At 57.9% G+C, this 14552-nt stretch carries 13 protein-coding genes; 8 read left to right on the top strand and 5 right to left on the bottom strand.

All coding sequences use genetic code 11. The annotated features are described in order from the left end of the window. Nucleotides 1-13: 13 nt before the first annotated feature. From ACXX81_RS10775 to ACXX81_RS10755, 5 genes are read left to right on the top strand one after another with little or no spacing between them, the layout of a single operon-like run. Nucleotides 14-946, top strand: coding sequence for an ABC transporter substrate-binding protein (locus ACXX81_RS10775; RefSeq protein ID WP_209981784.1), 933 nt, complete (start codon nt 14-16; stop codon nt 944-946). A 21-nt stretch (nt 947-967) separates the two neighbouring features. After that, nucleotides 968-1960, top strand: a complete 993-nt coding sequence (locus ACXX81_RS10770) for a LacI family DNA-binding transcriptional regulator (RefSeq protein WP_458571648.1) — start codon at nt 968-970, stop codon at nt 1958-1960. Between the two features lie 16 nt (nt 1961-1976). Continuing rightward, nucleotides 1977-3437: a xylulokinase gene (gene xylB / locus ACXX81_RS10765; protein ID WP_458571647.1), complete on the top strand. Its 1461-nt coding sequence runs from the start codon at nt 1977-1979 to the stop codon at nt 3435-3437. A gap of 33 nt (nt 3438-3470) precedes the next feature. Further along, entirely contained in the window at nt 3471-3851 is a 381-nt protein-coding gene (locus tag ACXX81_RS10760; RefSeq protein WP_458571646.1) for a hypothetical protein, read from the top strand. Between the two features lie 46 nt (nt 3852-3897). Continuing rightward, nucleotides 3898-5022, top strand: a complete 1125-nt coding sequence (locus tag ACXX81_RS10755) for a hypothetical protein (protein ID WP_458571645.1) — start codon at nt 3898-3900, stop codon at nt 5020-5022. A 192-nt stretch (nt 5023-5214) separates the two neighbouring features. On the opposite strand, the gene ACXX81_RS10750 is transcribed toward ACXX81_RS10755, so the two are convergent. Then, on the bottom strand, nt 5215-5412 hold the full coding sequence (locus ACXX81_RS10750) for a hypothetical protein (protein ID WP_245229187.1): 198 nt from the start codon (nt 5410-5412) through the stop codon (nt 5215-5217). Nucleotides 5413-5713: 301 nt separating this feature from the next. Between ACXX81_RS10750 and ACXX81_RS10745 the strand changes: the two genes are divergently transcribed. Then, nucleotides 5714-7213: a hypothetical protein gene (locus ACXX81_RS10745; protein WP_458571644.1), complete on the top strand. Its 1500-nt coding sequence runs from the start codon at nt 5714-5716 to the stop codon at nt 7211-7213. 80 nt (nt 7214-7293) lie between these two features. On the opposite strand, the gene ACXX81_RS10740 is transcribed toward ACXX81_RS10745, so the two are convergent. Further along, on the bottom strand, nt 7294-7734 hold the full coding sequence (locus ACXX81_RS10740) for an Lrp/AsnC family transcriptional regulator (RefSeq protein WP_458571643.1): 441 nt from the start codon (nt 7732-7734) through the stop codon (nt 7294-7296). Nucleotides 7735-7843: 109 nt separating this feature from the next. Here ACXX81_RS10740 and ACXX81_RS10735 point away from each other — a divergent pair, with 109 nt between their 5' ends. Then, on the top strand, nt 7844-8758 hold the full coding sequence (locus ACXX81_RS10735) for a DMT family transporter (protein WP_458571642.1): 915 nt from the start codon (nt 7844-7846) through the stop codon (nt 8756-8758). 67 nt (nt 8759-8825) lie between these two features. Here the strand turns inward: ACXX81_RS10735 and ACXX81_RS10730 are convergent, their stop codons facing one another. Together ACXX81_RS10730 and ACXX81_RS10725 are read right to left on the bottom strand one after the other, a co-directional pair. After that, on the bottom strand, nt 8826-10805 hold the full coding sequence (locus ACXX81_RS10730; RefSeq protein WP_458571641.1) for a peptidase U32 family protein: 1980 nt from the start codon (nt 10803-10805) through the stop codon (nt 8826-8828). A gap of 80 nt (nt 10806-10885) precedes the next feature. Then, nucleotides 10886-11266 carry a RidA family protein gene (locus ACXX81_RS10725; protein WP_338480970.1) on the bottom strand — a complete coding sequence of 127 codons (381 nt, stop codon included), beginning with the start codon at nt 11264-11266 and terminating at the stop codon, nt 10886-10888. Nucleotides 11267-11457: 191 nt separating this feature from the next. Between ACXX81_RS10725 and ACXX81_RS10720 the strand changes: the two genes are divergently transcribed. Continuing rightward, a complete protein-coding gene (locus tag ACXX81_RS10720; protein ID WP_322213532.1) occupies nt 11458-12813 on the top strand; it encodes a methyl-accepting chemotaxis protein in 1356 nt (451 codons plus the stop codon). A 23-nt stretch (nt 12814-12836) separates the two neighbouring features. On the opposite strand, the gene ACXX81_RS10715 is transcribed toward ACXX81_RS10720, so the two are convergent. Then, the gene (locus ACXX81_RS10715; protein ID WP_231421240.1) at nt 12837-14540 is read right to left on the bottom strand and encodes an ABC transporter ATP-binding protein/permease; all 1704 of its coding nucleotides are present in this window, start codon (nt 14538-14540) and stop codon (nt 12837-12839) included. Nucleotides 14541-14552 lie beyond the last annotated feature (12 nt).

Genomic DNA, 14552 nt, shown 5'->3' with positions numbered 1-14552 from the left:
AAGAGAGACCCGCATGAACCTCAAACGCCTGTTTCCCGTAATGGCCCTGGCTGCCCTGATGTCCCAAGCCGTCGAAGCCCGTGAGCTCAAAGCACTCGGCATCAGCATGGGCTCGCTGGGCAACCCGTATTTCGTGACCCTGGCCGATGGCGCCACCGCGCGGGCCAAGGAGCTCAACCCCAACGTCAAGGTCACCTCGGTGTCGGCTGACTATGACCTGAGCAAGCAGTTTTCGCAGATCGACAATTTCATTTCGTCCAAGGTCGACCTGATCCTGATCAACGCCGTCGACCCGTCCGCCATGGCCTCGGCGATCAAGAAAGCGCGTGACGCCGGGATCGTCGTGGTGGCGGTGGACGTGGACGCCAAGGGCGTGAACGCCACGGTGCAGACCGACAACGTCGAAGCCGGCAGGCTGGCCTGCCAGTTCCTGGTGGACAAGCTTGGCGGCAAGGGCAACGTGATCATCCAGAACGGCCCGCAGGTCACCGCCGTGACCGACCGCGTCAAAGGCTGCAAAGCCGCACTGGCCGGCGCGCCGGATATGAAAGTGCTGTCCGACGACCAGGACGGCAAGGGCTCGCGTGAAGGCGGGTTGAACGTGATGCAGGGCTACCTCACGCGCTTCCCGAAAATCGACGGCCTGTTCGCGATCAATGACCCGCAAGCCATCGGCAGTGACCTGGCGGCCAAACAGCTCAAGCGCAGCGGCATCATCATCACCTCGGTGGACGGCGCGCCGGATATCGAGAACGCCCTGAAAACCGACACCCAGATCCAGGCGTCCGCCAGCCAGGACCCGTGGGCCATGGCGCAGACCGCTGTGAACGTGGGCAATGACCTGCTCAACGACAAGGCCCCGGCCGAAGCGGTCACCCAGCTCACGCCCAAGCTGATCACCCGTGACAATGTCGGCAGCTACAGCGGCTGGTCGAGCAAACGTTGATTGGTTGAGGGGAACCGCGCCGTGGTCACCATGGATGACGTCGCAAGCAGGGCGGGCGTGTCGACTTCGACGGTGTCCCATGTGCTCAACGGCACCCGCAAGGTCAGCCCGGCCACGGTGCTGGCGGTGCAGCAGGCAATCCAGGCGTTGGGGTACATCCCCAATACCCTGGCGCGCTCGCTCGCGCGGTCGAGCACCAGCACCATCGGCGTGGCGATTTCGGCGCTGTCCAACCATTACTTCAGCGAAACGGTGCACGCGATTGAAACCGAGTGCGCCAAGCATGGCTTCATGATGCTGTTCGTCGACACCCACGATGACCCGGAGCAGGAGCTGCGGGTGATCACGGCGCTGCACCATCGGCGGGTCGACGGCATTGTGCTGGCGCCTTCGAACGGCTCGATGGCCCTGGAATACCTGCGCGCCAACCGGATTCCGGCGGTGCTGGTGGACCGCATGATGAGCGGGCAGTTTGACCAGATCGGCGTGGAGAACACCCAGGCCACCCAAGGGCTGATTGCCCATCTGATCGAACACGGCCATCGTCGCATCGGCTTTATCGCCGGGCGTCCGGGTTTCAGCACCACCGATGAACGTGTCGAAGGCTACAAGGCGGCGTTACAGGCGGCGGGGTTGCCGTTCGATCCGCAACTGCTGGTCAACGGCGGCTCGAATACCGAGCCGGCGCGACTGGCGACCGTGCAACTGTTGGCCCTGGATTCACCGCCCACGGCCATCATGGCCGGCAATAACCTGATGACCCTGGGCGCCATGCATGCCCTGCGTGACGCCGGGCTGCAAGTGCCGACGCAGATGGCGCTGGTGGGGTTCGATGATTTTGACTGGGCGGATTTTTTCGTGCCGCGCCTGACGTTGATCGCCCAGCCGGTGCAGGCGCTGGGCACGCGCGCGGTCAACCTGTTGCTGCAACGCATGGCCACGCCTGGCGCGCCGCCGCAAAGCGTACGCCTGACGCCGAGCCTGCAGGTGCGCAATTCATGTGGCTGTCATTGATTGGAATCACGTGCGTATGAGCAGTCCTGTTTCTCTCGGTATTGACCTGGGTACATCGGAACTCAAAGCCATCCTCATGGATGCATTGGGCAACGTGCTGGCTCAGACAGGCGTGCGCTTGAGCGTGTCGCGCCGTCATAGCGGCTGGTCCGAGCAGTCTCCGCAAGACTGGTGGCAGGCCTGCTTACAGGCGCTGGGCAGCTTGCGCACCCATGAGGCCTTCGGCCGCGTGGCCTGTATTGGCCTGTCGGGGCAGATGCACGGTGCGGTATTGCTGGGGGACGATAACCGCGTGTTGTACCCGGCGATCCTGTGGGACGACTCCCGCGCGGTGGCCGAGGCCGAGCAACTGGGCGCAGGCTTTGCCGACATCACCGGCAGCCTGCCGATGGCCGGGCTTACCGCGCCCAAACTGCTGTGGCTGCAACGGCACGAACCCGAGGTGTTCAAGGCGATTGATTGCGTGCTGTCACCCAAGGATTACCTGCGCCTGCGCCTGACAGGCGAGCGCATCAGCGATATGTCGGATGCGGCAGGCACGCTGTGGCTGGACGTCGCGCAACGCCAATGGTTTGCGCCGATGCTTCACGCCACTGGTCTGACGCTGGCACACATGCCCCGGCTAGTGGAAGGCGGCGCAGCCAGTGGTGTACTGAATGCCAGGGGGTTGGGCCTGCCGCCCAGCGTGGTGATTGCCGGGGGCGGCGGCGATAACCCGGTGGCGGCGGTTGGCATCGGTGCGGTCAATGCCGGTGACGGCTTTATTACCTTGGGCACCAGCGCGGCCATCGTCGCCATCACCGACCACGCCGCCGGCAACCCGGCCAGTGCCGTGCACAGCTTCTGCCACGCTTTACCCAACCGCTGGTACACCATGGGCGCGATGCTTGCCGGTGCCAGCTGCCTGCGCTGGGTGACACGCCTGACCGGTACCGCGGATGAGCAAACACTGTTGGACCTGGTGCAGGCGCAGTTGCCTATCACCGAGAGCGTGCCGCTGAGCACCCCGCTGTTTTTGCCTTACCTGGCGGGTGAACGTACGCCCCACAACGACCCGTTGCTGCGTGGCGGTTTCATGGGCCTGGGCCATGACTGCACACCGGCGATGCTGGGGTATGCGGTGATGGAAGGGGTCGGTTTCGGCCTGCTGGACGCGTTGCATGCAGTGCAGTCGAGTGGTGCGGATGCCAGCGCATTTGCGTTGGTAGGCGGCGGGGCGCGTAGTGAATACTGGGCGCAGTTATTGGCCAATATTCTAGAACGGGAGATCTACACCTTACACGGCAGTGAACTGAGCGCGTGTATTGGCGCGGCGAAACTGGGGTTTATGGCGAAAGGGCAGAACGCAGAGTTGTTGCAGGTGGGAATGCCTGTAAAAACACGATACTTTCCCGATGTGGCTCAACGTTCACTCCTGCAAATCCGTTATCGACAGTTTCGGGGGCTCTTGGCCGCTGCCAAAAAATTATCTGCCTGAATGGTTTTTATAGGCTTGATACAATGATATCTCATGGCTATCATTCTCGATGTGTTGGCATTTGGATTAGGGAAAGTCATGGGATATTTTGTAACGGTCACCTTTGATTTGAAGGCTGTAGGTACGTCACCCAATGGAACAAATGTTTATAAGAAGATTTCTAGGGACCTAGACGACCTTGAATACTCAAAGGTCGTTTCCGGGAAGAAGAAAAAAACTCTTAAATTGCCTTCAAATATTTATGTTGTAGAGTTTGAAGATAAATTCAAAGATCGCACGAAAGTTATTGAATTTGTCGAGTCAGAGCTGAAAAAAATCTTTAAGCGTCACACCGTTGCAGGGAAGTACTTTATTTTCGCGGGGAAAGACTGGGCGTGGAAAACAGGGAAGTTCAGTCGCAGAACTGCAGAATGATGATCACCTCTCTCAGGTTGTCGGGCCGATAGTACAAGGAGAACGAGTGATTAAAAAAATGGATTGGTTTGACATTAATGTCGATGATGAACGGCTGAGTGAAAAATTCAAATTTCTTCTGGATGTTCCCTATGCGGCAGAGAGGACTATATTATCCTCATGGATAAAAAAGTTCTTGGTCAAGGACGGCTTGAAAAAAACAATAAATGAATTTCAGACTACCTTCCACACGGTATTTTGGGAGATTTATCTTAACGAGCTTTTTCTCGAAGAGAACATCGCAATACTGCCGGGCGCAGTATCACCTGACTTTCATCTAAAGAGAGGGAGTAGCACGTTTTTTGTTGAGGCCGTGGTTGCAAATATTGCCAACGGGGCAAGAACAGAAGAGGAGCGAACTACAGAGGAAATATATGGCGTAAACGAGTATCCGGAAATAATGGATGAATCCATTGTGAGAATATCTAATGCCATATCTTACAAGTTAGGTGTTTTCAAGGAAAAGTACAAGGCGCAGGTAACAAATAACTCGTTTGTCGTGGCCGTCGGAGATTTTGGTCAGGTTAACTACGGGCAGTCCTACTACTTACCGATGCTCGCACTACTGTACAATGCCTACTATGATCCAGAGGATACGCAGAATTTATTGATTCTAGGTGAGGATACTTATGGTAAGGAGTATAAGTATCTCGAGTCGTTTATTAAATCAAATGGCTCGCCGTTGACGCTGGGTTTGTTTTCCGGGAGGGAAAATTCGCATGTTTCAGCAGTGATTTATTCTTGCATGTTAACCCTTGGTAAGCTGTCCAGTTTGTGCGAGAGTCATAGTCCACTTGAAAAATACATAAGGGTCACCAAGGAGAACTATTATGGTACGCTTGACATCTCCCGGTACAGCGGAAGTTCTCCTGATGAAACGCTCGGCGATGGACTTTTTGTCTTTCACAACCCTTTCGCAACGAACAAGCTAGATTCAGAAATCCTACAAGGCAAAGGCATAACGCATGTCTTTTTTGACCCTGAAAGTGGAGAAATAGAGATTGATACGAAAGGGGGAATGACATTAATGCGTAGATATGTATGCATGAAGGCCGATGCGCCTTTCTTGATCCCTGACTTTGATGAAATCAATTGGATTCCGGTACGCCGCTCCGATGCTGAATCCTCATAAGTCAGTTGCGTTGTATCTCGGCTTGGCTGAGGCCAAGCCATCTTACAAACCACGCTGTCATTCTTGAGCGTTCGGCACTTTCACATCGGTGGGTGCTGTTCCACCAACTCCCGTAGCACCTTTAGCGTCGGGTTTCCATCTTCAGCACCTCCGCCTGCTCCCAGCAGATCCAGCCTTCATTGAGCTTATCAATCATGCGCATACGCGGTAACGCATGTCGGGCGCCTTGTGCGCGCAGCAGGAAAGCCCGGCTCCCGACGGCAGCAGGATAAACACACCCATCGCGCCCTTGAACGCCTCGGTCAACGACTGGGCACCTCCCATATGAGCCAGTGTGACCTGGCAACCCAATTCTGCCCAATAACCCGCCTTGTTGGCATCGCGAACCAGCCCGCGTACGGGTTGTTTCGCGTCAAGTAGGTTACGCGCAAGGGCACCGCCTACCGGTAATCACGTACATGCGCTTTAAACCTGGCGTCCCAAACGGTGGAACACGCATAAAAATCGGCCAGTGTTGACGAGAATACTTATCTCGTCATTGCACTGACTGGTCATTTGGCCTCCATGATGGTTATTCCGTAGCTTCTTGCCTATGGGATGAGGTGCGTGTCAAACCATTTCAAGAGGTAATATGACATCGGGTGTTCATATGGAGACAGAATGTATACACTCGGGTTTTTGAGTTTGCATTATGAATCATCTGCACTCGGGTCATATTCTGGCGACTAAGAAAACAGAGTCATTTTCACAGTATCCAGCGTTTAAGCAAGCACTGCTCACTTTTATTGAAGACTCTTTCAAACTGCACAGAGGCACCATTACTCTTGATAAGAAAGGACGTATGAAGGGGGCGCTAGCCATTTTCAAAAAATTTAACGCCAGTGAACTTCACGTCCATAATATTCGGTTTCCAGGCGGTATTGACGGTGCACGGCTGTTTGATATTTTTGAATGCTTTGGTCGCCTTCAGTTTACCCAATGTTCATTCGGCGTGCGAAATATACTTTTGAAAAGTCCCAAAGTTTCTTTTTTTGATTGTCAGTTTTCCGCCAAGTATGAAGTTTTAGATATGCACTTGAGAAAAGATAAAGCCTATGGTGATTGCTTATACCAGAAGTGTAGGTTTTTAGACGAGGTGCGCTGTGGTAGTCATGAAAAAAAAGAACGTTTGGTCATAAGTCATCCGCTCTTTGCAAACTGTAACTTCAAGGGGAGAGTGACCTTGGAGAATGCTGAGTTAAGGGGCTATTTTTTAGACGGTGATAGTCAGGACTTGTCTGTGTTATCAAATCTGCGAGCCAAAAATTGCATATTTCATAGCGGCTTTTATGTTAATCGCCAAAAAACCCAACACATGCTTCTCCGTTCATGCGTGTTCAAGGGCAAATTTGAACTCAAAGAAAACTCTATAAGGAAGGTGGTGATAGTAAACTGCAATTTTGAGAAGGTTTCGGATTTTTATAAGACCAGTGTAGTTGATTTTACCTTGCGTAAAAGCGTATTTGATACATTTGCTGGCTTCGAGGAGTGTCAATTTGGCAGCCCTAAGAGCGTGGAGCTTAGCGCGGGCCGTAACCCGACTGCAGCAGCTTCAGCAAACTTTACCTATGTGACTTTTATGCAGTTTGCAAGTTTTCGCGGTGCGACTTTTCATACTGGGTTGGACCTTGAAAAAATAAACACTATAGAGCAGCCAAATTTCCACCGCGCCAAGGTGAGTTATGATGGAACGCCAAGGGAAACGTTCAGGATAATAAAGCATGCGCTTGACAGCCATGGCGCTCACATTGAGGCCAATTACTTTTTTGCACTGGAAATGAAAAGAAGACAGAAAGAACTTTCAGAGGGTCGAGGGTCCAGGCTGGATAAGTGGGTATACCTAAGTAATCAGTGGGCGTCAAATTTTGGGCAAAGCTATGTAAGGCCTTTGATCTGGATCGCGGCTCTTGCTTTGCTGTTTCATTGGTTGACGGTAAAACAAAAAGAAAACTATCTGTATAGTCTCTACCCAAGTGCCAATGGGGCGATAGAAAACATATCTGACTTTTTGAATGATGTTGCCGCCGGTGTAATTCCGTTTAAACAATTTTTACATCCAGGAATGGAGTTTGTCAGCCTTATCTTTTATGTGGGGTTTGCCGTTTTAATTTGGCAGGTAATAGTTTCACTAAAACGTTTGATTAGGCGCTGATGGGTTAGAGCTGATCTGTGAACACCAAGACGTTGTTGAGCGGTCGTCGGGGGGCGCACGTGAATGCGTGAGACCAATTATTAACCGGCCAGCGGCGGCAAGCGCCGTTTTACCGGGGTTTTCTTGACGATGGCCGTGTTGGTTTCGGCATAGGTGTTGAGCCGATCAAGCAGGGTGTCCAGCTGTTCCATGGTGCGCACATGCAGGCGGGCGATGAAGCAATCGTCGCCGGTGACCTTGTCGCATTCGGTGAATTCCGGGATCGCCTGGACCTGGCGCTCCACCTCCTGCAATTTGCCAGGCAAGGGGCGAATGCGCACGATGGCTTGCAGCAGGTAGCCGAAGTGCCGGGCGTCGATATCGACTGTGTAATGGGTCAAGACACCGCGCTCCTCGAGGCGACGCAGGCGTTCGCCGACACTGGGGGACGACAGCCCGGTGATGCCGGCCAGGGCCTTGAGGGACAGGCGCGAGTCGTCCATCAAGGCGGCGATCAGTTGCTGGTCGATAGTGTCAATCATGCTGTTCACCTAATAAGAACAGGTAATTCCGCCGTCTGGCCTTTTTTAGTCGCTGGAGCGGCTGCGCGCCAGCTTGCCATAATTGAGCCTCACTTGAGGAGCTGCAAACATGGACGCATCCATCCGTCGCGGGTCGTGGGAAATGGTCGCCGCCATGCTGATTTCGGGCACCATTGGCTGGTTTGTGCTGGTGTCTGGTGTGTCGGTAATCGAAGTAGTGTTCTGGCGCTGCGTGATCGGTGCGCTGACGCTGCTGCTGGTGTGTGCGCTGCTTGGCTACCTGCGCCTGGATCTGCTCAGTTGGGCCAAGCTTGGCCTGGCGGTGCTCAGCGGCGTGGCCATTGTCGGCAACTGGCTGCTGCTGTTCGAATCCTACTCGCGTGCGTCCATCGCCATCAGCACGGCGGTGTACAACGTGCAGCCGTTCATGCTGGTGATGCTGGCGGCGGCGTTTCTCGGCGAGAAGATCACCGTGCAGAAGCTGGCGTGGTTGAGCGTGGCGTTCCTGGGGATGCTGGCGATTGTTACCGCCCATGGCGAACAGCAGGGCGGCGGGGATTACCTGGCCGGTATCGCACTGGCGCTGGGCGCCGCGTTTCTGTATGCGATTGCGGCACTGATCATCAAGCGTTTGAAGGCCGTGCCGCCGCATTTGATGGCATTGATCCAGGTGACCACCGGCGCAGTGTTGCTGGCGCCGCTGGTACCGTGGAACAACTTGCCCGTGGCAAACACTGCCTGGGCTGCGTTGATCACCCTAGGCGTGGTGCACACCGGCTTGATGTATGTGCTGTTGTACGGGGCGATCCAGAAATTGCCGACCGCCATCACCGGGGCGTTGTCGTTTATCTACCCGATTGCGGCGATTTTTGTGGACTGGATTGCCTTTGGTCACCGCCTGGGCTGGCTGCAGTGGCTGGGGGTGGCGGCGATTCTGCTGGCGGCTGCCGGGTTGCAGCGAGGCTGGTGGTGGCCACTCAACCCAGGTCGGAGCGAGCTTGCTCGCGAAGAACGCCAACGGTAACGCTGGCGTTCTGGTTAAACGCGGTGTTTTTGCGTTTTTCGCGAGCGAGCTCGCTCCTACAGAGGTGTTAGTGCGTGCCTTGGAAGATGATGTTTTCCGGATTGAAATGCTCCACCACGCTGCCCGGTTGCGGCAACCCCAGGATATGCCCCTTGATCTTGCCAACGACGTGCATTTCGCAGGGCTTGCAGTCGAACTTCAACGTCAGCACTTCATCACCGTGTATCAACTGCATCGGCGCCACTTTGGTTTTCACACCCGTCACGCCCTTGGCCTGTTTGGGGCACAGGTTGAACGAGAAACGCAGGCAGTGCTTGGTGATCATCACCGGCACTTCGCCGGTTTCTTCGTGGGCTTCGAAGGCGGCGTCGATCAGCTTCACGCCGTGACGGTGGTAGAAGTCGCGGGCCTTCTGGTTGTAGACGTTGGCCAGGAACGACAGATGCGCTTCCGGGTACACCGGCGGCGGTGTGGTCTCGGCCTTGCGCCCGCCACGAGGGTGCGCGGCAACACGGGCAGCGGTGAGGGCTTCGATCACTTCACGGCGTAAGGCCTTGAGTTGCGAGTTGGGGATGAAGAACGCCTGCGGTGCATCCAGCGCGATATCGGTGGCGTGGTACTCGGTGGTACCGAGCTGGCCGAGCAGGTCACGCAGGGTGTCCAGCGCCTGTTCCGGCTTGTTGGCCACGCCAAACGGGCCGGGCAGGGTGATGCTGGCGCGGATGCCTTCTTCGCTGGTGGCAGTGACTTCAAGCTGCTCTTCGCGCAGGCGCGCCACCCAGGCCAGGCCGATACGGCGTTCGGCCGAGGTCTTGAGCAGGGCCTGTTGCCAGTTGTGGTCCAGGTTGCGGTTCAGCGGATGGTGCGGGCGCAGTTGATGCAGGCCGGCGGGCATCTCGTTCGGCTCGACGCGGTAGCGGTAGCGCTTCTGCCCGTCTTCCTCGAACTCGCCCTTGGGCTCGGCGATGTTGGCGCGAAAGCCCACCACTTCACGCTTGACCAGCACATTGAGTCCGTCGCCGTTGGACAGCGGTTCATGGGTCACCACCTGCAAGTCGCGCTTGCCGGCCTTTTCCACGGTGCCCACCGGCAGGCCGGTGAAGGTCGGGGTGTCGAAGGCGCCGATGTCGATCTTGCGGTCGCTGACAAAGTAATCGGTGCTGCCCCGGTGAAAGGTCTTTTCCGGATCGGGCAGGAAGAAATGCACGGTACGCCCGCTGGACGCGCGCGCCAGATCGGTGCGGTCTTCGAGCACATCGTCCAGACGCTGGCGGTAATAGGCAGTGATGTTCTTCACATAGCCCATGTCCTTGTAGCGGCCTTCGATCTTGAACGAGCGCACGCCGGCTTCGACCAGGGCGCGGATGTTGGCGCTCTGGTTGTTGTCCTTCATCGACAGCAGGTGTTTTTCAAAGGCCACGACGCGGCCCTGATCATCCTTCAAGGTGTACGGCAGGCGGCAGGCCTGGGAGCAGTCGCCACGGTTGGCGCTGCGGCCGTTCTGCGCGTGGGAGATATTGCACTGCCCGGAAAACGCCACGCACAAAGCGCCGTGGATGAAGAACTCAACGGCTGCCTCGGTCTCGTCGGCAATCGCGCGGATTTCCTGCAGGTTCAGCTCGCGGGCCAGCACCAGCTGCGAGAAACCGGCCTGATCGAGAAATTTGGCGCGGGCCAGGGTGCGGATATCGGTCTGGGTGCTGGCGTGCAGCTCGATGGGCGGGATATCCAGCTCCATCACGCCCAGGTCCTGCACGATCAACGCGTCGACGCCGGCGTCGTAGAGCTGATGGATCAGCTTGCGCGCGGGCTCCAGTTCGTTGTCATGCAGGATGGTGTTGATCGTGGTGAAGACGCGCGCGTGGTAACGATGGGCGAATTCCACCAATTGAGCGATATCGCTCACCTCGTTACAGGCGTTATGGCGGGCGCCGAAGCTTGGCCCGCCGATGTAGATGGCGTCGGCGCCATGCAGGATGGCCTCGCGCGCGATGGCGACATCGCGGGCCGGGCTGAGCAATTCAAGGTGATGCTTGGGCAAGGACATAGTTTTTTTAGTCAGGCTTGTCACGGTTGAGGCGCGCATTGTAGCCGTGAAATGCCTGACCGGCATCTACCGCAGGGCTGTCAGGCCTTGGCGGCCATGGCGGTGACTTCCACGCGCATGCCTTTGACGGCCAGTTCAGCCACGCCGACTGCCGCACGCACCGGCCATGGCTTGGCGAAAAAGCGCGTGTACACCGCGTTGAAAGCGGCGCGGTCGGCCATGTCGGTGAGGTAGATGGTCAGGTGCATCACCCGGTCCATCGAACTGCCGGCCTTCTCCAGCGCCACTTTCAGCGCTTGCAGGGTGCATTCGCTTTGCAGGGTGATGTCGCCCAGTTCCAGGCTGCCGTCGGCGTGGGTCGGGATCTGGGTGGACACCAGGATGCCGTTGAAGCCGATAACGTCCGAGGAAATCGAGTCGGCGTCGGGATCAGGGGTGAAGGACAGGTCGTGATTGGCCATGGGCGCCTCTTGTTGGCAAAAAAACAGAGGCGCCATGGTCCCTGAAAAGCCCCGCCGGGGCAAACCCGGGCAGCCGTTGCAGGCGCTTATTTTGACGTCAATAAATAAACAGGCCAGCCGCTTAAAGTCGCGTATTTCGCGGCCGATAGCGGCATTGATACAACTGTTTATCCGCGCGCTGAGGGCACGTCATGTTCAACAAATCACTCAAGACAGAACTGGCGGCCAGGACGGCCGAAGTCACCGAGTACAAAGGACTGATTGCTGCGCTCGAGCGCTCCATGGCCGTGGTCGAATTCGATCTCAACGGCAAGGTGCTGCGCGCCAACGAAAACTTTCTGCGGACCCTGGGCTACAGCGCCGCGCAATTGGCCGGCAAGACCCACCGCGATTTCTGTCTGCCGGCGCTCACGGGCAGCCCGGCCTACGCCACGTTCTGGCAGGACCTCAGGGCCGGCAAGTTTGTGTCGGGCACCTTCAAACGGGTGGACGCAAACGGCAAGGTGATCTGGCTGGAGGCCAGCTACAACCCGGTGCTGGATGAGCGTGGCCAGGTGCTCAAGGTGGTCAAGTACGCCCTGGACGTCACCGCCAACGTTGAGCAGGAGGCCGCCACCCGCAGCAAACTGGTGGCGCTGGACCGCGCGATGGCCGTGATCGAGTTCGACCTCGGCGGCCAAGTACTCGACGCCAACCCCAACTTTCTCAACGTGATGGGCTATTCACTGGCAGAACTCAAGGGCAAGCATCACCGCCTGTTCTGCGAGCCGACGTTGATCAACAGCAACGAATACACCGACTTCTGGCGTCGGTTGAACAACGGCGAGTTTTTCACCGGCCAATTCAAGCGCCTGGGCAAGCATGGCCGCGTGGTGTGGCTGGAGGCCAGCTACAACCCGGTGTTCGACAGCGACGGCAAACTGATCAAGATCGTCAAGTTCGCCAGCGACATCACCGAGCGGGTGGAGAAGTTCGAGGAAGATTCACGCGGCGCCTCCCGGGCCTATCACATCTCGTCCGAAACCGAGCGCTTCGCCGAGCACGGCACCCAGGTGATTCACGACACCGCCACGGAAATGCGCCGCATCGCCGAAAACATCGGCGCTTCCGCCAAGCTGGTGGGGCAGTTGGGCGAGCGTTCCGAGCAGATCACCGCCATCGTCAACACCATTCGCGGGATCGCCGACCAGACCAACCTGCTGGCGCTCAACGCCGCCATCGAGGCCGCGCGGGCGGGGGACCAGGGCCGTGGGTTCGCAGTGGTGGCCGATGAGGTCCGGCAACTGGCCGGGCGCACCAGCCGCTCCACCGCCGAAATTGCCGAAATGATCGGCATGATCCTCTCGGAAACCCGCGATGCGGTCTCCAGCATGAATTCCACTCAGGAAGGCGCGCAACGTGGCGTCAGCCTGGCCGACCAGGCCGGTTCGGTGATCCTGCAGATCCGCACCAGCACCAGCGACGCGGTGCAGGCGGTGAGCATGTTTGCCTCGAAACTGGACGAGTCGGAGGTGATTCCGAAGACCGCCGTGGGCTGGATGGGCTGATCAGCGTGTGCCAGTGAGGGCGCCTAGACCGGCTGCCTCACCGCGCGGCGTACCCATTCCACCTCGTCGCGCAGCTCCAGCACCTGCCCATGAAACCGCTCCAGCGCGGCATTGTGGCCAACGCTGATGAGGATCGTCTGCGGCAGCGTTGCCTTGAGCAACTGGTAGCAACGCGCTTCGTTGGCCGCGTCCATCGCCGCGCTGCTCTCGTCGAGAAACAGCACCGCCGGCCGCGCCAGCAGCGCACGCACAAAGGCGCAGCGCTGTTGCTCGCCGATGCTCAGGGTCTGCGCCCAGTCGCGCTCCTCGGCCAGTTGCGTGCCCAGGTGCGCCAGGTCGAGCTGGTCGAGGAACCGCTGTACCACCGCGTCCTGCTCGGCCGGTGCGGGGTTGGGGTACCAGAGGGTTTCGCGCAGGCTGCCCAGGGGCAGGTAGTTCTTTTGCGAGAGGGTGAGGGCGCGCTCACGGTCATAGGCGACCGACCCCGAGGCATGGTGCCAGAGCCCGGTGAGGGCGCGAATCAGGGTGGACTTGCCATAACCGGACGGCGCGCGGATCAGCAGGCTGTCGCCGGGCTTGAGCGCAAGGTTGAAGCCGCTGAACAGACGGCGGCCGTCCGGCAGCCAGATGTCCAGGTTGCGCACCTGCAAGCCGTCGTGCTGTTGCGTCAGCACGACGGCGGAATCGACCTTGACGTTATCCAGACGCTTCTGGAACCCGTGCAGCCGGTCGATCACCGACTTCCATTCGGCCAGCTCCGGGAATACGCCCACCAGGTAAGCCACGGCCGCATGCACTTCGCCAAAGGCGGCGCTGATCTGCGTCAGACGGCCAAGGGTAAAGACCCCGGCAAAGAACTGCGGCGCCATGATCAACATCGGAATCACCGTGGCGCTGCGCAGGTAGAACGTCGAGTAGCCCATGATCAGCTTCTGCTTTTTCACCAGCACCCAGAAATTCTGCAGGGCGGCTTCCAGGCGCTGATTGAAGCGCTGGTTTTCCACCGCTTCGCCACGGTATTGGGCCACCGAATCGGCGTTCTCCCGCAGGCGCATCAACGAAAATCGAAAGTCGGCCTCGCGCCGCTGCTGCATGAAGTTCAGGTGAGGCAGGGCGCGACCGAGCCAGAAGGCGAAGCCGGTGCCCGCCAGCGCATACACCAGCGCCACCCACACCAACAGGCCGGGAATCACCAGGCCGCTATCGCCCAGGGGAATGCGGATCAGGTCGGAGGCCTGCCAGAGGATATTGAGGAACGAAAACAGCGACACCACGGCCGTCAGCAGCCCCAGGCTGAGCTTGAGCGACTTGATGATGAACAGGTCGATGTCTTCGGCGATGCGCTGGTCGGGGTTGTCGACCTCGGTTTCGCTCATTTTCAGCTTCTGGTAGCGCTGGCTGCCCAGCCACTGGTCGAGCGTGTTGCGCGTGGCCCAGCGCCGCCAGACGATGGTCAGCTTCTGCTGGAAGTGAAACGCCCCCACGGTGAACACGGCGAGGGCCACCTGCAGCAGGATGAACTGCCCCGTACCGAGCATGAAACCCGGGTAGTCCTTGGCCTGCAGCGCATTGTAAAAATGCAGGTTCCAGAAGTTGTTGAGGATATTGACGCCCACCAGGCACAGGTTCATCAGCACCGTGCCCAGCAGCAACCGCAGGGCCGGGTATTTCTGTTCCGAGGTCCAGAACGGTCGTGCCAGGCGCCAGAAATTGCGAAGTGTATGCATGGGGGCTGAAGA

The organism is Pseudomonas sp. GNP013 (assembly GCF_054343995.1).
The sequence above is the reverse complement of the archived record's forward strand: the minus strand, read 5'-3'. Positions and strand labels throughout refer to the sequence as shown.

Bases quoted from the DNA above. Each gene is read 5' to 3' on its own strand.
- ACXX81_RS10775 (WP_209981784.1), top strand. From the start codon at position 14: ATGAACCTCAAACGCCTGTTTCCCGTAATGGCCCTGGCTGCCCTGATG.
- xylB (WP_458571647.1), top strand. From the start codon at position 1,977: ATGAGCAGTCCTGTTTCTCTCGGTATTGACCTGGGTACATCGGAACTC.
- ACXX81_RS10760 (WP_458571646.1), top strand. From the start codon at position 3,471: ATGGCTATCATTCTCGATGTGTTGGCATTTGGATTAGGGAAAGTCATG.
- ACXX81_RS10745 (WP_458571644.1), top strand. From the start codon at position 5,714: ATGAATCATCTGCACTCGGGTCATATTCTGGCGACTAAGAAAACAGAG.
- ACXX81_RS10740 (WP_458571643.1), bottom strand. From the start codon at position 7,734: ATGATTGACACTATCGACCAGCAACTGATCGCCGCCTTGATGGACGAC.
- ACXX81_RS10735 (WP_458571642.1), top strand. From the start codon at position 7,844: ATGGACGCATCCATCCGTCGCGGGTCGTGGGAAATGGTCGCCGCCATG.
- ACXX81_RS10730 (WP_458571641.1), bottom strand. From the start codon at position 10,805: ATGTCCTTGCCCAAGCATCACCTTGAATTGCTCAGCCCGGCCCGCGAT.
- ACXX81_RS10725 (WP_338480970.1), bottom strand. From the start codon at position 11,266: ATGGCCAATCACGACCTGTCCTTCACCCCTGATCCCGACGCCGACTCG.
- ACXX81_RS10720 (WP_322213532.1), top strand. From the start codon at position 11,458: ATGTTCAACAAATCACTCAAGACAGAACTGGCGGCCAGGACGGCCGAA.
- ACXX81_RS10715 (WP_231421240.1), bottom strand. From the start codon at position 14,540: ATGCATACACTTCGCAATTTCTGGCGCCTGGCACGACCGTTCTGGACC.